The sequence below is a fragment of the Salinisphaera aquimarina genome (assembly GCF_042643355.1).
GTDB lineage: Bacteria > Pseudomonadota > Gammaproteobacteria > Nevskiales > Salinisphaeraceae > Salinisphaera > Salinisphaera aquimarina.
In genome coordinates, this window is the sequence record NZ_JBHRSS010000003.1 from 825,511 (window position 1) to 845,624 (window position 20,114).

At 64.8% G+C, this 20,114-nt stretch carries 22 protein-coding genes; 7 read left to right on the top strand and 15 right to left on the bottom strand.

Annotated elements, in window-relative coordinates; translation table 11 throughout:
• Positions 1-51: 51 nt before the first annotated feature.
• The 12 genes from ACFOSU_RS07235 to ACFOSU_RS07290 all read right to left on the bottom strand — a co-directional run bounded on the left by ACFOSU_RS07235 (position 52) and on the right by ACFOSU_RS07290 (position 12,217).
• Complete coding sequence (locus tag ACFOSU_RS07235; protein ID WP_380687943.1) at positions 52-402, bottom strand: ATP synthase subunit I; 351 nt, start codon at positions 400-402, stop codon at positions 52-54.
• A 186-nt stretch (positions 403-588) separates the two neighbouring features.
• A complete protein-coding gene (locus ACFOSU_RS07240) occupies positions 589-1,449 on the bottom strand; it encodes a ParB/RepB/Spo0J family partition protein (protein ID WP_380687945.1) in 861 nt (286 codons plus the stop codon).
• A 53-nt stretch (positions 1,450-1,502) separates the two neighbouring features.
• The gene (locus tag ACFOSU_RS07245; RefSeq protein ID WP_380687947.1) at positions 1,503-2,345 is read right to left on the bottom strand and encodes a ParA family protein; all 843 of its coding nucleotides are present in this window, start codon (positions 2,343-2,345) and stop codon (positions 1,503-1,505) included.
• 54 nt (positions 2,346-2,399) lie between these two features.
• Positions 2,400-3,047, bottom strand: coding sequence for a 16S rRNA (guanine(527)-N(7))-methyltransferase RsmG (gene rsmG / locus ACFOSU_RS07250; RefSeq protein ID WP_380687949.1), 648 nt, complete (start codon positions 3,045-3,047; stop codon positions 2,400-2,402).
• A 25-nt stretch (positions 3,048-3,072) separates the two neighbouring features.
• On the bottom strand, positions 3,073-4,764 hold the full coding sequence (locus ACFOSU_RS07255; protein WP_380687951.1) for a glutamine--tRNA ligase/YqeY domain fusion protein: 1,692 nt from the start codon (positions 4,762-4,764) through the stop codon (positions 3,073-3,075).
• A gap of 183 nt (positions 4,765-4,947) precedes the next feature.
• Complete coding sequence (locus ACFOSU_RS07260) at positions 4,948-5,706, bottom strand: alpha/beta hydrolase (protein ID WP_380687953.1); 759 nt, start codon at positions 5,704-5,706, stop codon at positions 4,948-4,950.
• A gap of 110 nt (positions 5,707-5,816) precedes the next feature.
• The gene (locus ACFOSU_RS07265) at positions 5,817-6,749 is read right to left on the bottom strand and encodes a 2-hydroxyacid dehydrogenase (RefSeq protein ID WP_380687955.1); all 933 of its coding nucleotides are present in this window, start codon (positions 6,747-6,749) and stop codon (positions 5,817-5,819) included.
• 149 nt (positions 6,750-6,898) lie between these two features.
• Positions 6,899-8,398: a flavin-containing monooxygenase gene (locus tag ACFOSU_RS07270; RefSeq protein WP_380687957.1), complete on the bottom strand. Its 1,500-nt coding sequence runs from the start codon at positions 8,396-8,398 to the stop codon at positions 6,899-6,901.
• A 79-nt stretch (positions 8,399-8,477) separates the two neighbouring features.
• A complete protein-coding gene (locus ACFOSU_RS07275; RefSeq protein WP_380687959.1) occupies positions 8,478-8,819 on the bottom strand; it encodes a hypothetical protein in 342 nt (113 codons plus the stop codon).
• A gap of 27 nt (positions 8,820-8,846) precedes the next feature.
• On the bottom strand, positions 8,847-10,325 hold the full coding sequence (locus tag ACFOSU_RS07280; protein WP_380687961.1) for a WS/DGAT/MGAT family O-acyltransferase: 1,479 nt from the start codon (positions 10,323-10,325) through the stop codon (positions 8,847-8,849).
• A gap of 365 nt (positions 10,326-10,690) precedes the next feature.
• Complete coding sequence (locus ACFOSU_RS07285) at positions 10,691-11,089, bottom strand: MAPEG family protein (protein WP_380687963.1); 399 nt, start codon at positions 11,087-11,089, stop codon at positions 10,691-10,693.
• 141 nt (positions 11,090-11,230) lie between these two features.
• The gene (locus tag ACFOSU_RS07290) at positions 11,231-12,217 is read right to left on the bottom strand and encodes a YhdH/YhfP family quinone oxidoreductase (protein WP_380687965.1); all 987 of its coding nucleotides are present in this window, start codon (positions 12,215-12,217) and stop codon (positions 11,231-11,233) included.
• A gap of 308 nt (positions 12,218-12,525) precedes the next feature.
• Here ACFOSU_RS07290 and ACFOSU_RS07295 point away from each other — a divergent pair, with 308 nt between their 5' ends.
• Genes ACFOSU_RS07295 through ACFOSU_RS07305 form a run of 3 tightly spaced genes read left to right on the top strand, consistent with a single transcriptional unit; the run spans position 12,526 to position 14,418 of the window.
• Positions 12,526-12,735, top strand: a complete 210-nt coding sequence (locus ACFOSU_RS07295; protein WP_380687967.1) for a dodecin — start codon at positions 12,526-12,528, stop codon at positions 12,733-12,735.
• Positions 12,736-12,762: 27 nt separating this feature from the next.
• Positions 12,763-13,404 carry a pyridoxamine 5'-phosphate oxidase gene (pdxH, locus tag ACFOSU_RS07300; RefSeq protein ID WP_380687969.1) on the top strand — a complete coding sequence of 214 codons (642 nt, stop codon included), beginning with the start codon at positions 12,763-12,765 and terminating at the stop codon, positions 13,402-13,404.
• Between the two features lie 54 nt (positions 13,405-13,458).
• A complete protein-coding gene (locus tag ACFOSU_RS07305) occupies positions 13,459-14,418 on the top strand; it encodes a L,D-transpeptidase family protein (protein WP_380687971.1) in 960 nt (319 codons plus the stop codon).
• 106 nt (positions 14,419-14,524) lie between these two features.
• Here ACFOSU_RS07305 and ACFOSU_RS07310 read toward each other — a convergent pair whose 3' ends face one another.
• On the bottom strand, positions 14,525-14,779 hold the full coding sequence (locus ACFOSU_RS07310) for an Lpp/OprI family alanine-zipper lipoprotein (protein WP_380687973.1): 255 nt from the start codon (positions 14,777-14,779) through the stop codon (positions 14,525-14,527).
• 187 nt (positions 14,780-14,966) lie between these two features.
• Here ACFOSU_RS07310 and ACFOSU_RS07315 point away from each other — a divergent pair, with 187 nt between their 5' ends.
• A complete protein-coding gene (locus ACFOSU_RS07315) occupies positions 14,967-16,088 on the top strand; it encodes an enoyl-CoA hydratase/isomerase family protein (RefSeq protein ID WP_380687975.1) in 1,122 nt (373 codons plus the stop codon).
• A gap of 387 nt (positions 16,089-16,475) precedes the next feature.
• Here ACFOSU_RS07315 and ACFOSU_RS07320 read toward each other — a convergent pair whose 3' ends face one another.
• Positions 16,476-17,993 carry a protein adenylyltransferase SelO gene (locus tag ACFOSU_RS07320; protein WP_380687977.1) on the bottom strand — a complete coding sequence of 506 codons (1,518 nt, stop codon included), beginning with the start codon at positions 17,991-17,993 and terminating at the stop codon, positions 16,476-16,478.
• 57 nt (positions 17,994-18,050) lie between these two features.
• On the bottom strand, positions 18,051-18,425 hold the full coding sequence (locus ACFOSU_RS07325; RefSeq protein ID WP_380687979.1) for a hypothetical protein: 375 nt from the start codon (positions 18,423-18,425) through the stop codon (positions 18,051-18,053).
• Between the two features lie 131 nt (positions 18,426-18,556).
• Between ACFOSU_RS07325 and ACFOSU_RS07330 the strand changes: the two genes are divergently transcribed.
• The 3 genes from ACFOSU_RS07330 to ACFOSU_RS07340 are packed head-to-tail and all read left to right on the top strand — an operon-like array spanning position 18,557 to position 20,053.
• Positions 18,557-19,165, top strand: coding sequence for a class I SAM-dependent methyltransferase (locus tag ACFOSU_RS07330; protein WP_380687981.1), 609 nt, complete (start codon positions 18,557-18,559; stop codon positions 19,163-19,165).
• Between the two features lie 53 nt (positions 19,166-19,218).
• Positions 19,219-19,662, top strand: coding sequence for an SRPBCC family protein (locus ACFOSU_RS07335; protein WP_380687983.1), 444 nt, complete (start codon positions 19,219-19,221; stop codon positions 19,660-19,662).
• 40 nt (positions 19,663-19,702) lie between these two features.
• Positions 19,703-20,053, top strand: coding sequence for a VOC family protein (locus ACFOSU_RS07340; protein ID WP_380687985.1), 351 nt, complete (start codon positions 19,703-19,705; stop codon positions 20,051-20,053).
• The last annotated feature ends 61 nt before the right edge of the window (positions 20,054-20,114 follow it).

Genomic DNA, 20,114 nt, shown 5'->3' on the forward strand with positions numbered 1-20,114 from the left:
GCGTGACTCCTCAATCCGATCCTGCAACATGCCACCAGCGACCCTGTGTCGCTAGCGCGTCAGTATCATGGCCAGCCAGTAACAAGCCAGGCAGGCCGCGTATGTGGACAGCAGCGGCAAAAGCTGCGGCCCAAACAAAAGGGCTGCCATGATAAACAGCCCCGTGGTCAGTACTAGTTTTCCGATCTCGCCCCATAACAGAGCGCGCCCCATGCTTTCGGCCTGTGCGCGACGACCGCGCGGCAGGACACAACATGCCATCCAGAAACCGGGCAAGGCTGCCGTAAAAGCGCCAAAAAGCGCGGCCCCCGCCGCTCTACCCTCATCCGCCCAGCCCCAGAGTGCTGCACAGACGATCCCGATACCTAGCTGTCCGCCCAACACCGCGCCGGCGAGGCGCATGTGGCGAAGACGTGGCCGGCTGATCACTTTTTAAGGAATCTCCCGACCGTAAGTCGCCGCGCGACGCTCAATTATGCTGCGTCAATCGCGGCCCGAACCGGACTATAGACAAACCCCAAACACAGGTCAATCTTCTTGAGAACGATTGTTATCTACACGTAGTGGCGTGCTTTTTCATGACGTCGACTATTTCAAACGTTCGAGCAATGCGTCCAGTTCGCCGGCGTTGGAATAGTCGATGACGACCCGCGCGCGACCGCCGCGCTGGGACAACACGGTGACCTTGGCGCCGAGCGTGTCGCCGAGCTCGCGCTCGAATCGCACCATTCGATTGCTTTGCCGCGGGGCGGTCTCGCCGTCGTGGTCGGCCATGGCCGAGGCCACCAGCGCTTCGGTCTGGCGCACGGTCAGCTGCCGTGCCGCGACCCGAGCCGCGAGATCGGCCTGCAGCGCGGCGGGCGCGCCCAGTAGCGCGCGGGCGTGGCCCATCTGGATATCGCCGGCACGCAACAACGCCTGCGCCTCGGCCACCAGTTCGGACAGGCGCAGGAGATTGGAGACACTGGCGCGCGACCGGCCCACGGCCTCCGCACAGGCCGCATGGGTCAGGCCGCACTCCTCGATCAGCCGCCGCAGGGCAGATGATTCCTCCAGCGGGTTGAGATCCTCGCGCTGGATATTCTCGATCAGGGCGACCGCCATGGCGGTTTCGTCGGGCAGTTCGCGCACCACGGCAGGCACTGTGTCCAGCCCGGCGATCCGGGCCGCGCGCCAACGCCGTTCGCCGGCCACAATCTCGTAACCACTGCCGGACTGGTCGCTGATCTGGCGCACGACCAGCGGCTGGATGATGCCCTGGGTGCGGATCGATTGTGCCAGCGCCTGCAAGGCGTCGGCGTCCATGTCCCGGCGCGGCTGGTAGCGGCCCGGGCGCAGGGCATCGAGTTCGAGCTCGATCAGTTCGGATGCGGCCGGCGCGGCGTCGTCGAAATCCTTGGACAGCAGGGATTCCAGACCGCGGCCGAGCCCTCGTTTTTTTTGTGCCATAGCTCGATTCTTTCCGTAAAGAGACGCCCGGGAGGCGCTCGGTGCCCGTGGATCTACTTGCGCCGTGTGCGCCGACCGAACAGGGCGGATACCGCGCGGCGCGCGCCGGCCTTGGGCGCGCCGATCACCTCGGCGTCGTCCCGGCCCAGCAGCTCGGCGGCCAGCGCGCGGTAGGCCGCCGCCCCCGAGGCCGTATTATCGTACTGCATGATCGGCAGGCCATGACTCGGCGCCTCGGCCAGACGCACGTTGCGGGGAATCACGGTCTTGTAGACGGCATCGCCGAAATAGTCGATCAACTGTGCCGATACATCGCCGGTCAGGCGATTACGCGGATCGTGCATGGTCATCAGCACGCCTTCGATGATCAGCTCGGGGTTCATCATCCGGCGCACGCTTTCGATCGTCTCCAGCAGCGCCGAGAGCCCTTCGAGCGCGTAGTACTCGCACTGCATCGGAATGATCACGCCACGGGCCGCGGCCAGCGCGTTGATGGTGAGCATGGACAGCGCCGGCGGGCAGTCGATGATCACGTAATCGAAACTGTGCGAAATCTCGGCCAGCGCGCTCTTGAGCGCGAGCCGGCCGTTCTTGCGGTCGCGCAGACCGACCTCTGCCGCGGTCATGTCGCCGTTGGCGCCAAGCAGGTACATCTCGCCGTCGAGCACCACCTGCAGCGCCTCGGACACGCCCTTGTCGCCGAGCAGGAAATCGCAGACGGTGGCTTCCAGTGCGCCCTTGTCCACGCCCACGCCCATGGTGGCGTTGCCCTGCGCGTCCATGTCGACGAGCAACACGCGCTGTTCGGCCTCGGCGAGGGCCGCAGCCAGATTGATGCTCGTGGTGGTCTTGCCCACGCCGCCCTTCTGATTGGCGATGGCGATGATATTGCTCATAGGCGCTTATCCTAAAGCACTGGAGGCCGCTCGCGCCGACTGACGCGAAGCCCGCTAGATCAATCCCGGCTCCAGAATCGCCAGATGCCGCTGGGCCTCGAGGCCCGGCACCGCCAAAGCAACCGTGTCCACATGCCGGAAATCCAGCGGCAGATCGGCCAGTTCCGCCGCCGGGTCGCGCCCCTTCATCAATAGGAAACGCCCGCCGGGGGCGATCAGATGGCCGCACAGGCGCGCGCATTCGTCGGCCGCGGCAAAGGCACGGCAGATCACGCAGTCGAATCGCGCCTCGGGCTGCCAGTCCTCGACGCGCGCCTGCACGATCTCGACGTTGGCCAGGCCCAGCCGGCGCCGCACATGGCGCAGAAAAGCGGCCTTCTTGCCATTGGTCTCGACCAGGGTCACCTTGAGCCCGGCGCGCGCGATGGCGAGCACGAAGCCCGGCAGCCCCGGGCCGCTGCCGACATCGGCGACGCTCTTGCCGGTGACGAAATCGAGCACCGCGAGGCTGTCGAGCAAATGGCGCGTGACCATCGCCAGCGGATCGCGCACAGCGGTCAGGTTATAGGTGGCGTTCCATGCCACCAGTTCCTTGAGATAGGCGATCAGCTGCGCCTGCGCTTTGGCGGACACCGCCAGGCCGAGCGTGTCAACACCCGCGGCCAGGCGCTTCTCGCAGGCGCTCCAGTCGGTCATTGCCATCCGGCGTTCCTTGTTGCCGTGGCCATCAGCCGGACGCTTCGATCTTGGCCCAGGTATCGCGCAGCGGCACGATCCGGTTGAATACGGGCGCGCCCGGTGCGTGGTCGTAACGATCGGCGACGAAATAGCCGATGCGTTCGAACTGCACCCGGGTTTCGGGCTCGACCGTGGCCAGATCCGGTTCGATCCAGCAGCCGGCGAACACCTGTAGCGAGACCGGATTGAGGTTGTCCAGGACATCGTCGCCGCGGCCGGGATTCTCGACCGCGAACAGCCGGTCGTACTGGCGCACCAGCGCACGCTTGCCCTGGCTGGCCGACACCCAGTGGATCACGCCCTTGGGCTTGACGCCGTCGGCCGGGTTGTTGCCCAGGGTATCGGGATCGTACGTGCAGTGAACTTCGACGATCTCGCCGCGATCGTCCTTGACCACATCCGTGGCCTCGATGACGTAGGCATTGCGTAGCCGAACCCGCTTGCCCAGCACCAGCCGCTTGTACTTCTTGTTGGCCTCTTCCCGGAAATCCTCTTTCTCGATGAACACTTCGCGCGTGAACGGCAGACTGCGCCCGGGCAGATCATCGCGATTCGGATGCCCGGCGGCGGACAGCGTCTCCACCGCGTCTTCCGGGTAGTTGGTAATCACCAGCTTGAGCGGATCCATCACGCACATGGCGCGCGCGGCATTGTCGTTGAGGTCCTCGCGCACGGCATTTTCGAGCACGGTGGCATCGACCACGCCGTCACCGCGCGATACGCCGATGGTGTCGCAGAAGTTGCGGATAGAGGCCGGCGTATAGCCGCGGCGCCGGATACCCGCGAGCGTGGGCATGCGCGGGTCGTCCCAGCCGTCGACGATGTCCTCGTCGACCAGACGCTTCAACTTGCGCTTGCTGGTGATGGTGTAATTCAGATTCAGGCGGCCGAACTCGGTCTGTACCGGCCGGCACGGGACCGGCAGATGCTCTAGAAACCAGTTGTAGAGCGGCCGGTGGTCTTCGAATTCCAGCGTACAGATGGAATGGGTCACGCCCTCGAGCGCGTCCGACTGGCCGTGGGCGAAATCGTAGGACGGATAAATGCACCACGTACTGCCGGTCTGGTGGTGCGCGGCATGGCGGATACGATAGATGATCGGGTCGCGCAGGTTCATGTTGCCGGCGGCCATGTCGATCTTCGCGCGCAGCGCGGCTTCGCCCTCGGCGAACCCGCCGGCACGCATCTTCTCGAATGCTGCCAGATTGTCCGCGACGCTGCGATTGCGAAACGGGCTGTCGGTGCCCGGCGTGTTCCAGTCGCCGCGGTATTCACGCGCCTGCGCCGAACTGAGTTCATCGACATAGGCATCGCCGTTTTCGATCAGATACAGGGCATAGCCGTGGAGCGTCTCGAAATACTCCGAGGTAAAACGGACCTCGCCGTCCCATTCGAAACCCAGCCAACGCACATCGGCCTGAATCGAGTCGATGTACTCCTGATTCTCTTTTTCCGGATTGGTGTCGTCGAAGCGCAGCCGGCAGCGGCCGCCGAAATACTCGGCGAGCCCGAAGTTCAGGCAGATCGACTTGGCATGCCCGATATGCAGATAACCGTTGGGCTCGGGCGGAAAACGCGTCACCACCTCGCCCGAGTGCTCGCCGCGCTCGATCTGCTCGGCGATCATGTTGCGAATGAAGTTGTTGCCGCCTTTGGCTTCGGACGAGGCGTGATCAGTCATAGCGTGCCACCGGCGCTCGAGCTCGCAAGCCAAGCGACTGGGAAGTAAGTCAGCGCCGGATTATAACGACTCGGCGCCGGTCTTTGATCGGTACTGGGCCGGAGACATGGGTGGCACGCCCCTGATGTCGCCACCGACGCGACCATGCTGCCTGTCGTGCAGCCCACAACGGCCGACGAACTGTTACGCGCCCGGCACGAAACGTGTCATGAACGCGCTGAAACTCTGCCAGTTGGCCTTGTGACCGGCCGGATCGCGATCCGGGTCCAGCGTGGACGCACCGTGCACCCCATCCTCGGGTTTGTAACGCACGACCGCCGCCGAATCGGCGCGTTCGAGCACCTCGTCGACGCGATTCTCCTCCGCCGGATCGGTGGTGATATAGAGCGGAATGTCGATATCGGCGACCGCGTTCTTGACCCTGTCCGTATCGTCGAAATATTCGCCCGGCGAGAACACGGCCACAGCCGAGAGCGCATCGCCGTGCTCGGCGGCCAGCTGCAGACTCAACGAGGCCGAATACGAACTGCCGACCGCAACGATGGTGTCGTAGCCCTGCGCCTGCGCCCAGTCGAGCGCGCCCTCGAGATCGGCATAGGCCTCGTCGTAGGAACCCGACGCGCCACGCCGGGCCACGGTTTCGTTATCGCCGCCGAACTTGCGACCGACCGCGCGCTGATCGACCGCGAGCGTATCGAATCCGAGCGTGTTCAGACGGGGCGCGATGCTGTCGTACTCGTGGCGATTGGCGCCCGCCTGATGGAATAGCAGCGCGACCGCGTGGGTGTCTTGTGGGGCCTTCGAAAGCGTCGCGTAGACGGCCGCCCCGTCCGCTGCCTTGAAGCGCATGCTCGCCGCAACCGCGGGCCCGGCGAATACCAGCAAAGACAGAAGAGCCAGGACAGCGTGGCGAGCGCTGACCAAAAGCAGGGCGTTGTTCATGACAATCACCTGTTCTGTAGATCTGTCATCGATCCTGCCTCAATCGGGACGACCCATTCATCACGATCTCGATACAACAACGCTGTCGTTATCGCCTGCGCGGTCACCGGTCAGGGCTCGACGCGTCCCGGAATGGTGTCGGCGCCGGTAAAATGCGCGTCCAGGCTCGCCAGCCCCTGGCGCACCATCTCGTCAAAAGCCTGCGTCGAAAGCCCGCCCGTGTGCGGCGTGAAAATCACGTTGTCCAGCGCCCGCCATGCGTCGGCCACTTCGGGTTCGCCTTCGATCACGTCGAGCGCCGCACCGGCGATCCGGTCATCGGTCAACGCTGCGAGCAGGGCGTCGGTATCCACCACCGAACCGCGCGCCACGTTGACCAGATAGCCCGACGGCCCGAGAGCGTCGAGCACCTCGGCGTCGACCAGGTGGTGGGTCGCCGGCCCGCCCGGACAGCAAAGCACCAGCGCGTCGCATTGTCGCGCCAGTTCCAGCGGCGACGCCGCGTAGGCGTGGGGACTGTCGGCCACCGGCCGGCGCGAGTGATAGACGATCTCGCAATCGAAGCCGGCGGCGCGCTGGGCCACGAGCTGGCCGATGCGGCCGAAGCCAAGAACGCCGACCCGCTTGTGGGTGAGGATCGGGTCCAGTACGCGTACCTCCAGCCACTTGCCGGCGCGTACGTCGCGATCGTAGCGGGGCGTGCGCCGCAGCAGCGACAACAGCAGCGCCATCGCATGATCGGCCACCGTGGTGCTGTTGACGCCCTGCCCGGCGGCGACGGCGACACCGCGTTCGGAGGCCGCGGCCACATCGACGGCATCGTAGCCGACGCCCTGGCAGACGACGATCTGCAGATTCGGCAACGCGGTCATCGCCGCTTCGCTCAGGCCGACCATACCGTTGGTCCAGACCACCTGCGCGCGCCGGCAGGCGTCGTGGGCGCCGTCGAGTTCATCGACCGCAAGACGCACCACCTCGTAGCGCTCGGTGAGCAGCCGCTCGTAGGCGGGCGGCAGCGGCACCAGCAACAGGATCAGAGGCATTCGACGGCTCGCTTGGCAATACAGGTATATCCGACCATTATCGTATAAACGAGCGCGACGGGCAGGCCGGGCAATGTGCCAACGCGGCACGAACCATCAAACCGGGCAGAATCACGCCTGCTTCACTTGGTGGGATGCGCCGTACACGGTCAGGCCGCGTCGCGCCGTGTGCGGTCGGCATCCGCGTCGAATACGAGCACGCCGTCGTCGATGGGTTCGTCAATCAGCATGTCGCGATCGCGCTTGTAATGATTGAGCACGCGCCAGGGGAGTCTATCGCCCTGGCGCGGCAGCTTGGCGCTGGCGCGTTTGACATAGCCGGAGTTGAGCGCGTCCATGATCGACGCGTCCTCGGCCCGGGCATCGGCGGCGCGCGGCGTGGCACTGACATGGCCGTGGGCGCGCATGTGCTCGAGCAGTCGACAGACATAGGCCGCCGCGATGTCGGCCTTGAGCGTCCAGGACGCATTGGTGTAGCCGAAAATGGCCGCGAGATTGGGCATGTTTTCGAGCAGCACGCCCTTGTAGGTCATGTGCTCACTGGGAGTCTGGACTTCACCGTCCTTGGCGATCTCGATATCGCCGAGCATCTGCATGTTCAGGCCGGTGGCCGAAATCACGATATCCGCGTCCAGCGAGGCGCCGGATGTCAGTTGCAGACCGCTCTCGGTGAAGGTCTCGATATGGTCGGTGACGATGTCGGCCCGGTCCGAGCGCAGCGTCTTGAACAGGTCTCCATTGGGCACGACGCACAGCCGCTCGTCCCAGGGGTCGTAGGAGGGGGTGAAATGACGCATGTCGATATCGCCGCCGACCTGACGGCGCACGCTGCCCAGCAACAGGCGCCGCATCAGCTTCGGATATTTTCTCGACGCCACGTACATCAGCCGCTGGATGCCGATATTGCGGCGGCGCGCCATCGCAAATACCCAGTCATCGGGCAGCCAGCGCTGCAGCCGCTCGGAGATCCGGTCCACGGCCGGCAGCGACACGATATACGACGGCGAGCGCTGCAGCATCGTGATATGAGCGGTGGCCTGCGCCATCGCCGGCACCAGCGTGATCGCGGTGGCGCCACTGCCGATAACCACGACTTTCTTGCCCGCATAATCCAGGTCCTCGGGCCACTGCTGCGGATGCACGAAAGTGCCCCGGAACCGATCGAGACCGGGAAAATCCGGAGTGAAGCCGGCGTCGTAGCGGTAATAGCCGGTGCACAGGATCAGATAGCGGGCACGCCAGACCTGGCGTTCGCCGCTGGCTTCATGCGTTGCGGCGAGCGTCCAGCAGGCCTCGGTGCTCGACCATTCGGCACGCGTGGTCCGGACGCCGAAGCGGATCCTGTCCTCGATGTCGTACTCGCGGGCGGTATCGACCAGATAGTCACGGATCGACGCGCCGTCCGACAGTGTTTTCGGCTCCTGCCAGGGGCGAAACTGATAGCCGAAGCTGAACATGTCGGAATCCGAGCGGATGCCGGGATAGCGGAACAGATCCCAGGTGCCGCCGATGGAATTACGTCGCTCGAGAATGGCGAAGGTCTGGTCCGGGCAGGCCTGGCGCAGATGACAGGCCATGCCAATGCCGGAAATACCGGCGCCGACGATCAATACATCGAGGACACGATCCTGCTCACTTGTATGCGTCACAACCACACCACGTTGTCATTTTACAATGGCAACATTATGGCCGTCCGACCCGCTCACGCCAAACACGCGCTGCGGCACTCTACTTCGCGTCGCTGAAATACGCCGCCTCGAGATAATCGGCGAGCTTGGCGTAGCTGGCGTCGTCCATCGCCTTGATCACTTTCTGCATGCTTGAGCGGATGATGCGCACCGCGCCCTTGAGGCCGACGTCGATGCCCTTGCGCGTGGTGAAGCCCACGCCCAGATCCTTGAGCGGACGAATGAAGTGATAATCGAACGAGGCTGCAGTGAGATCGCCCACCAGGTCCACCACTTCGCTGCGCGGTACGCGGTCCGGCTCGGTGCGCAGCCGGTCGATGAGATCACGGGTGCGCTGTGCCAGCGCATCCTCCACCGGGCAGCCAATGACGACGTTGGGCATGTGGTTTCCTTGTAGCGGGCAGGCGATTCAGCTCGACTTGCGGCGGCGGGCCGTGGTCTTGCCGGTGTTGGCATCTGCCGTCGTCTTCCCGGCGGCCTTCTTGTCCTGCTTTGTGCCGTGCAGGGCACGGATTTCATCCAGTGATTCGCCGGCATACACCGCCAGACGCTGCAGCGAGGGCAGGGTTTCGCGGCAGCCCATGAAGCCGAAGCCGAGCGTGTCGGCATAGCCGTGGACGGTGATATTGAGCGCCTGGCCGTGGGTTACCAGCGAAGTCGGATAGAACGCCTCCATCTCCGCGCCGTGAATGAACAACGGGCCTTTGGGGCCGGGGACATTGGACACGGTGACATTGAACACCGGCCGCGTGCGCCCGCCCATGCCCGTGACCAGCGACAGTACATACGGCGCCATCAGGGCGACGGTGTACTGCGTGATCGCGGCCGCGGACAGTCGGCTCAGCGATTTCTTCGCGCGCAGCGTGGAGGCCGCGATCGCGGCCAGGCGCTCGCCCGGATCCTGGATATCGGTCGCCAGGCTGGCAACGATGAAGGTGATCGCGTTGCCGGCCTCGTCGTCGTCGGCCGGGCGTACCGACACCGGAATACCGGCCGTGAGCGGCTTGTCCGGTAGTTCACCGATCTCGCGCAGGTAGCGGCGTAATGCCCCGCCGCAGACGCCGAGCACGATGTCGTTGATCGTCACATGCGCGTTTTTCGCCAGTTCCTTGAACTCGGACAGCGAATACATCTGGGTGGCATAACGGCGCTGCGTCTCTATGCGATTGTTGAGCACCGACGAGGCCGACGAGAACGGCAGCCCCGCCGCGCCACTCTGCGTGCGCGCCGACTTGAGCATGTCGCGCACGATGCGGGCGAAGCCGGGCAGCGAGCCGACCTGATCACGCGCGTCGCCCATGAGCTCGGCCACCGCGCGGTACAACCCCGGACTGAGTTCGCTGGGCGCACGACGCCGGCGTTTTCTGGGCTCGATCGCCCAGAACGGCGGCCGGTCGTGATCGTCCTTGGTCTCCGCGAGCGCCCGGGCCAGCAGCTTCATGCCGGCAATACCGTCGACCAGCGAATGGTGCACCTTCACGTAGATGGCAAATCGGTTATCCGACAGCCCCTCGATCAGATGGGCTTCCCAGGGCGGGCGATGAAAATCGAGCGGGTGGCTGTGCAGGCGAGATGCCAGCATGCCCAGTTCCAGTTCGCCGCCCGGCGCGGGCAGGGCCGAATGCCGGAAGTGATACTCGACGTCGATCTCCTCCAGCAATTCCCATTCCGGGGCCACGTTCTGCAGCCGCCCGGCCTTGAGCCGATGATTCCACGGCGAATGGGCCTTGGTGAACTGGTGATAGTGCTCGACGATACGACGCGGCAGATCGGCGGGCGCATCGTCCGGAATACGAAAGGTCAGCAGGCCGCCGACATGCATGGGGGCACGTTCGGTCTCGACGTTGAGCCAGGCCATATCGACCAGATTGAGCCGTTTAGTATCCATTCCCGCAGTCTCCTGTTCGCACGGCGCGCCCAACACCGTGGCGGCGGCTTGTCCTGCCGCCTGGCGGATCAGTCTACGCTTTCACGCGTTTTCGAAAATATATATTTTCTGTGGCGATGATTATGGCTGACCAATCGATCCGACACCCCGCATGCCGATCGGTTCTTGCTTACTTTGCACCTACTCGCGCGTGAACGCACGACTCTGTTGGAAAGCAGCGGAACGTAACCCTGCCCTCGGCCGCCGGCAGGGCGGTTTCCCGGACTCGAGCACCGGCTCGGCGAATAAAGGCGATCATCGAAAGGAGTCGTCGGGGACGCCAGCGAGCAACCGACTGGCCGCCGATCAGTACCCAGGGCGGACGATCAGCCAATCGCGGCCACGATAAACAGCAGCACCGTGCAGGCGGTCGCCGCAAACCAGACCAGGCTGCGCGCGCTGGCCTTGTCGCTGATATAACACCAGCCGTAGGCCAGGCGCAGGAGAATGAAAAGCACCGCCAGCAGGTTGATCGCGGTGATCGAACCGCCGGAAATCACGGCGATGATGACGCCGGCGGCGAACGGCGGGAACGCTTCGAACGCATTCAGTTGCGCCCAGTACGCGCGTTTCTGTTCGCCGTCGGTTTCCTCGAGCCAGCGCCGCGGATAACGATTGCTTTCGAGGTCCATCTTCTTGCCACAGAAGAACTTGGCGTAGGCGACAAAGCCAACCGGCATGAATGCCGCGATCAGAACACACCAGTACGCCAGTATCATCTGCATCTCCCCAATTCCGTTGTCGGCTGTTTTGATTCGATCATACGCGTGGCACGGGCGCACGCAAGAAGACCCGCCCCCGGTAGAGACGGGCCCTTTTCACGTGCTTTGGCCGGCAGAGTCAGCCGTTGGAATCGAGTCGCCCGCTCAGCCCTGGATATCGACGACCGTGCGGCCGGTGTTCTCGCCGGCCATGATGCGCTCGCAGACCTCGAACACGCCGGCCATGGCGACCGTTTCGTTGGCGATCGTCTCCAGATGGGCCGGCTTGTACTGGCCCGACAGATCACCCCATATCTGCTCGCGCCACGGCTGCGGGCATTCCACCGAATGGATGCCGACCAGCGATACGCCACGCAGAATGAACGGCATCACGGTGGTGGCAAGCTTGGGCCCGCCGGCCAGGCCGATGGCCGCCACGTTGCCGTAGGGCTGGATCTGGGCCACGATCTGGGCCAGCAGATCGCCGCCCACCGAGTCGATCGCGCCGGCGTAGACCGGCTTGCCCAGCGGCTTGCCCTCCAGGTCCAGCGCATCCGGCGTGATCACGTCACTCGCACCCAGTTTCTTGAGGGCATCGCCTTCGCTGTCGGCCTTGCGCGAGACCGCGATTACTTCGTAGCCGCGGCGGGCCAGCAGATCGACGGCAAACATGCCCACGCCGCCGGTCGCACCGGTGACCAGTACCGGGCCGTCATCGGGTTTCTGGAAATTGTCCTCCATGCGCTTGATTGCCATGCCGGCGGTGAAGCCGGCCGTGCCCAGCGCCATGGTTTCCCACAGACTCAACCCGTCCGGGCGCGCGATACACAGATCGCCCGGCACGCGCACATACTCGGCCAACCCCCCGTCGCGGGTTTCACTCAGGAACCAGCCGGTCACGATCACCTCGTCGCCGGGCGCGAAGCGATCGTCCTCGCTGGACTCGACCGTGCCGGCCACGTCGATGCCCGCGTTCAACGGCCGCTTGCGGGCGATCTTGCCCTTGCCGGTGATCGCGAGCGCATCCTTGAAGTTGAGCGAGGAGTAGTGAGACTTGATGACGACGTTGCCGTCGGACAGGTCGGCGATCTCCATGTCGGTGATATCGGCGGAGGTGCCGTTGTCGGTATCGACGATACGGATTGCTTTCATGTCGGAGCCTTGTGGATGGCGGATACAGTCGGTGTTTGTATCATACTGAACGCCTGTTCGGCAGGCGCGCGGCCACCGATCCGGAATCCGGAACGCGGGCCGGGGCGACGGGTGAGAACCTCTGGTTTGGTGCCCGTAGCCGCCAGGCGGCGAATCCATGCCTCCGGGCGCGGAGGGCCTTGCGGTGGTCGTGCACAAATGCCGAAACCGCGCCGGCGGCACGGCCGGGACAGCACCCGTGGCGTCTTGAGACACGGCCGCCTGCGGCGTAGGCTTGCGGCAACTTACATTTGCACAAGGATTCTTCAATGAGCGACAACGTATACAAATCGGTGGAATTGACCGGTTCCTCGGAAACCAGCCAGGAAGACGCCGTGCGCAAGGCGATCACCGAGGCGTCCAAGACGATCAAGCACATGCGCTGGTTCGAGGTTACGGGCACGCGTGGCCATATCGAGAACGGCGAGATCGCCCACTGGCAGGTATCGATCAAGGTCGGCTTCACCCTCGACGGCTAGCCGTCGACCAGGCACAGGGACATCACGATGGCCGACCGGCCCAGTGCCTGGCAGGGCGATCTCGACCGTGACGATCTGATCGAGGCCAACGCCCCGACGGATCCGCTGGCGCTGTTCGCCGACTGGTACGCCGAAGCGCAGCGCTCGCCTATGATCGAGCCGACCGCGATGACGCTGGCCACGGTCGATGCGGATGGGCGGCCATCGGCCCGGGTGGTGCTGCTCAAGGGTGTGGACGCCCAGGGCTTTCGTTTCTACAGCAACTACGAGAGCCGTAAGGGACGTGCGCTGGCCAGCAATCCGCAGGCCGCACTGGTGTTCTGGTGGGAGCCCTGCGAACGTCAGGTTCGGGTCAACGGGCGCGTGCACAGGCTGCCGGCGACGATATCGGACGCCTATTTCGCGCATCGCTCGCGCGGCAGCCGGCTGGGCGCGCATGCGTCGCCCCAGAGCCAGGTGCTGGCCGGCCGCGACGAACTCGAGCAGCGCGTTGCCGATACCGAGGCACGTTTCGACGGCCGCGAGGTCGAACGTCCCGAGCACTGGGGCGGCTACGCACTGGTGCCCGACACGATCGAATTCTGGCAGGCTCGGCGCAGCCGGCTGCATGATCGGCTTCGTTATCGAATGGTGGCGGGCGACTGGCAGCTGGAACGCCTGGCCCCCTGAGCGCCCCGACCGGCCTCTGGCCGCGTCGAACGCATGACTTGCATGGATACCGCTATGAAAATTCGCGCGCTACGACCCACCGGCCTGACACTGGCCGCCTGGATCCTGGCCCTCGTGGCTCTGGGCAGCTGTGGCACGGCCGTCGGCGCGATGTACGATCTGCCGCCCGAGCATTCGGATCTGGTCGGTGAAATCCAGCACATCAAGACGAAAGAGTCCGACACTTTCGTCAAGCTCGCGCGCGAATACAACGTCGGCTACCGCGAGCTGCGCCTGGCCAATCCCGAGGTCGACCCGTGGCTGCCCGGCGACGGCACGCCGATGATCATCCCCACGCGTTACGTGCTGCCGGACGCACCGCGCCGGGGAATCGTCATCAATATTCCGGAAATGCGTGTGTACTACTACCCGGCCAAGGGCAGCAAGTATGCCGGCAAGGTGGTCACCTATCCGCTGGGCATCGGCCGCGAGGGCTGGTCCACGCCGCTGGGCAAGACCACGGTGGTGCGCAAGAAGGCCAACCCGACCTGGACGCCGCCGGCTTCCATTCGCGCCGAACACGCCAAGTCCGGCGATTCGCTGCCTGCGGTGGTCGCCGCCGGTCCGGACAACCCGCTGGGCCAGCACGCCCTGTATCTCGGCATTCCCTCCTACCTGCTGCACGGTACCAACAAGCCGGCCGGGATCGGCCTGAAAGTGTCCCACGGCTGTATTCGCCTGTACCCGGAAGACATCGCCGCGCTGTTCGGGATGGTACCGGTGGGCACGCCGGTGGATATCGTCAGCCAGCCCTACAAGATCGGCTGGGAAGGCAATACGCTCTATATCGAATCACACCCGCCCGATGCCAACGGCGACGCGCCGGTGCACTCCTATACCCCGTGGGTCGAGCAGCTGATCGCCGTCACCAAATCTCACGACCAGGCCCCCGTGGACTGGGACCGGGCGCAAAAGGTGGTGGAAACCGCCGACGGCATTCCCGAGCCGATCGGCGTGCAGATCACGTCGAACTAGGCCTGTAGGCGTTTGGCGCGACCGGGCGTTGAGCATAAAAAAGCCCCGCACAAGACGGGGCTTTTCCTCTGGCGGCCTGCGCGGGGCAGAGCCACCCGCGAAGCGCCTACTTGCGCTGCGAGGTCTCGAACATGCGCTCGATGCGCTGCGAGTTCGCCTGGCTGGAGGACTTGGCCTCCTGGGCGGTCTGCATGGCGCGATTGGCGGTCCGCTGCGCTTCGTTGGCCGTCGTCTGGGCCGACTCCGCCTTGCGCATGGCCTGGTCGATCTGGGACTGAGTGGCGTCCCCGTTGCTCGCACAGCCGGCCGCAGCAGCGACAACACCGATAGCGAACGCGGATTTCAGCAGCGTTTTGGTCATAGTCAAAACTCCTGTTTTAAGATGAACAATGGCCGGGAACCGCCCGACAGCGTGAGACAAGCTACCACAGACGCTGATTTTTGTAGATTACGTCTTTCTAGCGTACTTGCCGTGAGCCACCCACTCGGGCGAGCATCCGCGGCATGGCAAGGCGTCCCACCCCTTTTTCGAGATAAGCGACCGACCGATGAGCGAACAACCGATTCTGTTTGACGAGATCGAAGCCACCGGCGGCAAGCGCGTGGGTCGCGTGACGCTCAACAACCCGGACGCCCTCAATGCCTTGACGCTCGAGATGATCGAGCCGCTCTACAAGCAACTCACGACCTGGGACGCGGATACCGAAATCGCCTGCATCGTGCTGCAGGCCAACGGCGAGCGCGCCTTCTGCGCCGGCAGCAATATCGTCGCCCTCTACAACGGCATGACCGGCCAGGGCGATCCGGATTATCCGCAGCGCTTCCTCACCCTGGAATACCGGCTCTGCCACGCTATCCACCGTCTGACCACGCCCTGTCTCGCCTGGGGCGACGGCCTGGTGATCGGCGCCGGCATGGGCCTGTTCTCGGGCGCCTCGCACCGCGTGGTGACCGCGCGCTCGGCGCTGGCCATGCCGGAAATAAAGATCGGCCTGTTCCCGGACTGCGGCGCCACCTGGCACTTCAATCGCATGCCCCCCCGGCTGGGCCTGTTCGTGGCCCTCACCGGCGCCCGGCTCAACGCCGAGGATGCGCTGGTCTGCGGCCTCGCCGACCGCGCCATCGCCCACGAGGCCAAGGACGACGTGGTCGCCGCGCTCACCCGCGTCGACGACTGGAGCCAACCGCACGCCGCCGTCAGTCGGGTCCTGCGGCATATGTCGCGCGAGCAGCCGGCGACGCTGGCCCCATCAAAGCTGCTGGCGCATTCGACCACCATCCGCGAAGCCACCGACGCCGCCACGCTGGCCGGCATCGTCAGCGGTATCCGCCGCCTGACCGGCAGCGACGACCCCTGGCTGGCCGAATCCGCCGCCAATCTCGCCGGCGGCTGCCCGGTCACCGCGCATCTGATCCATCGCCAGCTCGGCGGTGGCCGTTATCTGTCGCTCAAGCAGGCGGTGATGCGCGAACTCAAGATGGCCCTGCAATGCTGCCGGCATCCGGATTTCGCCGAAGGCGTGCGCGCGCTGCTCATCGACAAGGATCGCGAGCCGCACTGGCATTTCGAGTCGGTCGCCGAAGTGCCGGCCGACTATGTCGACGCCCATTTCCGCGCGCCGTGGGACGGCGATCATCCGCTCAAGGATCTGCCGGATGTGAAGCCGTGATTCTAAAGGGCGCATCAGCCCCCTTTCCGCACCAACTGAAGACATTTATCCGCAGATGAACACAGATTGAGACAGGGCTTTTGTTGCGAACAGACCACCGCGTCGAATCCAATGCTTCAATCTGTGTCTTGGTCCGGCACGAAGCTCAGCAGGGATGAGCTCGCAAGTCATCGAGTTGCCAGCCTGACAACGCCGATTAACGATCAGAAGTAAGCCGGCTCGGCTTGCAGATCGTTTGCTTTACGGCGCCAAGAGACACGCCCATGCGAGGGCTCTGATCTTTCCGACGTCAATCAGGCCAAGGTTTCGCGCAGCTGCGCGACTTACCTTGGTTTGCTTGCCCCAAACCAGAAGGTGAATTGGCCCCTGCGGCCCTGCACACGGCGCCTACGAAGAACAGCTCAGCACCAGGCCGCGCGCCCAGTCGGGCGGCAGCCGCGCATAGTCGGCATTGTCGGGCTGTTCGTCGAACGGCCGGCGCAGCAGCGCATGCAGGCGTTCGAGCTCGCTGAAATCGCCGTCCTGGGCGCGATCGATTGCGTTCTGGGCCAGATAGTTGCGCAGGATGTACTTGGGATTGGTCAGACGCATGCGCTCGGCGCGCGGGGCATCGTCGGCGCCGGCGTCGCCCAGGCGCTGGCGCCAGTCGGCCAGCCAAGCCGAGGCCGCGTCGCGATCGGCGAATTCGTCGATGAACGGCGCGTCGCCCGCATCCGGCGCGCTCGATACATGCCCGAGCGCGCGGAAGGTCCGGGTGAAATCGGCGCCGTCGCGGGCCATGGTCTTGAGCAGTGATTCCAGCAGCGCGCGGTCGTCCTCGCGCGCATCGATCAGCCCCAGCTTGGCGCGCATACGGGCCATATAGGCGTTGTCGTAAATGCCGCGATAGCGTTCCAGTAGCTGCTGACCCATGGCGACGGCGTCATCCGGCACCTCCGAAAGCAGCGGCAGGATCGATTGCACAAAGCGGCCCAGATTCCATAAGCCGACGTGCGGCTGCTGATCATAGGCATAGCGGCCGCCTTCGTCGGTGTGGTTGCAGATCCAGCCCGGATCGAAGCTGTCCATGAAGCCATAGGGCCCATAGTCGAGCGTCAGTCCCAGCACCGACATGTTGTCGGTATTGAGCACGCCATGACAGAAACCCACCGCCTGCCAGTCGGCGATCAGCCCGGCGGTGCGCTCGATGATGATCTCCACCCACGCCTTGTAGCGGGCATAGTCGTCCTCGATGCCGGCCAATTCGGGGAAATGCTCGCCGATGACATGATCGGCCAACGGCGCCAGATCGTCGAAACGGCGGGCCTCGAACAGCACCTCGAAGCTGCCGAAGCGCACCAGGCTCGGCGCCACGCGGGTCATCACCGCCGCGGTCTCGACGGTTTCGCGATAGACAGGCGCGTCGCTGCCGACCATGGCCAGGGCCCGGGTGGTAGGGATGTTGAGCGCGGCCAGCGCCTCGCTGCCCAGATATTCGCGGATCGCCGAGCGCAGCACGGCGCGGCCGTCGGCGAAGCGCGAGAACGGCGTCTTGCCCGCGCCCTTGAGTTGAATCTCGTAGCTCTGGCCACGCGCATTGCGGATATCGCCGAGGGTGATCGCGCGGCCGTCGCCCAGCTGCCCGGCCCAGACCCCGAACTGATGCCCGCCGTAGCGGTGCGACGTCGGTTCGGCACCGTCCGGCAGGCAATTGCCGGCCAGCGTCTGCGTGTAGCCCGCCGCGCGCGCGGCGTCGGCGTCGATATCCAGCAGCGCGGCAACGTCGTCGTTGAACGCGATCGGATAGGGCGACGACAAAGGCGTCGGCGTCTGCGCAAAGAACCAGGGCTCGCCAAGCCGGGCCTGGCGATTGACCCAGTTGAGCGCAAACACATCGACGGTCGAGACAGCTGCAGAATCATTCATGGCTTGAACATGGCGACGCGCGCCGCGCCGGTCAAGCGAGATAGCTCTGCGCGACTATTATTTGGTGGCGTCGGCTGGCTGGCAATACACCGCATTCGGGTCGCCGCTGCCGTCCTCGATGGCGACCTGGCGCGAGTCCGAACGCTGCCGACACTCGGCCTGCTCGCGCTTCATCTCGGCGGATAGCCGTTGTTGTTCGTGCTCGTAGGTGTCACGGGCGTTCTGTAGGCGCTCGATATCGCTGGACAGCGTTTCGCGCTCGCTCTGTGGCGCCCCGCCGGCACGCTGCGGTGCTCCGACCGCCTCGAATGCATCGATGGGCTCGTTGAGCGGGCTGACATCGGCCTGCTTCGGCTCGTTCGCACAGCCGGCGAACACGGCACCCACCAATGCAATGCACGGCAGCATCCATCGCGTCTTTCGCTGAGACATGAGAGTTCCCCCATAGATAGGCCCAAGGCCCGGCCAGTTTAGAACAAAAGTGCGCGCCGCGGGACCGTCATCGGCCTGTCATTACAGCCCGTTACAAGCAGATACAACAATTTGAACGCAACGGCACCCCCATGTTCGCTTCCGATGCCCGCCTGCTCATGCGCCTGTGGCTGCGCGCGCCGCGCGCGATTGCTACAGCTGCCCCCAGTGGCCGTGCCGTATGCCGCGCACTCACCGTCGATGTGCCGCGCCCGGGCCATGTCGACGGCTGGATCATCGAACTCGGCGCCGGCACCGGGCCGGTGACCGCGACATTGCTCGAACCGGGAGTGAGCGCGTCCCGGCTGCTGGCGGTGGAAGCCAATACCCGGCTGCATGCGCGTCTGTGCCAGCGTTTCGGCAGCCAGCGCGTGGCCTGTCATGACGCAACCGATCTCACGCCCTTGTTCGACGCCCGTGGCGTGGACCGTATCGATGCGGTGATATCGACGCTGCCGATTCTCAACATGCCGGCCGCGGCCCAGCGCGCGATACTCGATGCCTGCTTCGCGCGCGCCGCGCCACAGGCGAGTTTCACCCAGATCACCTATCTGCCGGGCTCGCCGGTGCGTCGGCGCCGGCTGCACGCCTGGGGTTACCAGGCCGAGGTGGCGCGCTTCGTCTGGTCCAATCTGCCGCCCTCGACGATCTGGCGCTATACCCGGCGCTGCGGCATGAACCTGACACCCGCGACTGGCTGAAACGCGATAGCATGCGCGCCTGAATTGTTTCGCCACCCGCTAGTGCCAACACCATGCAGAGCATTCACATAGACCAGATATTTGCCTGCGACGCCGCCACGGTGTTCGATGTCATCTCCGATCACGCCGGCTATGCCAGCCTGCCGGGCGTGCGCTCCGCCACCCTGCGGGTCGAGGGTTCGCCGCAGCGCAACGGCGTCGGCGCCGAACGGGTGCTGCGTCTGCCGGGCGTGTCCATCGTCGAGCTCATCACCGAATACGAACCGGGCGTGTCGCTGGCCTATCGGATCATCGAATCGCCGCTGCCGATCGAGCATATCGGCGCCCGCATGCTCATCCAGACGCTGGACAGTGGCACGCGCTGTCGTGTGCACTGGACGTCGCGCCTGCGCGCGACCACGCGTATCGCGCGCACACCGGTCGAAATCGCCATCGCCAGGCAACTGGCCTTCGGCTACAGCATGGCGCTGAAGGTCTGGGCACGACGCCTGCGTTAGTGCGCGGGGCGCCGAGGCGCCGCCGACAACGGAGAGTCGCATGACGGTACGCCGCATCGTCGCCAACATCGCTGTATCGGATACCGCGAAAGCCACGGCGTTCTATCAGAACTTGCTGGGTCTCGACCTGCGCATGGATCACGGCTGGATCAAGACATTCGGCTCGAACGAGACCATGACGGTGCAAGTCAGTTTCGCCTCGGAGGGCGGCTCGGGGACCCCGGTTCCCGATCTGTCGATCGAGGTTGATGATGTGCTCAGCGTACTCGAGAGAGTGAAGCAGGCGGCCATCGACATCGAGTACGGACCGATCGATGAGCCCTGGGGCGTTCGCCGCTTCTATGTACGCGACCCGTTCGGCAAGCTCGTCAATATTCTCGAGCATCTGTGACGAACCTTCGATAGGCCGCGCCGGCCGCTAGCTCGCACGGGCCCGCGCAGCGCATCGATTC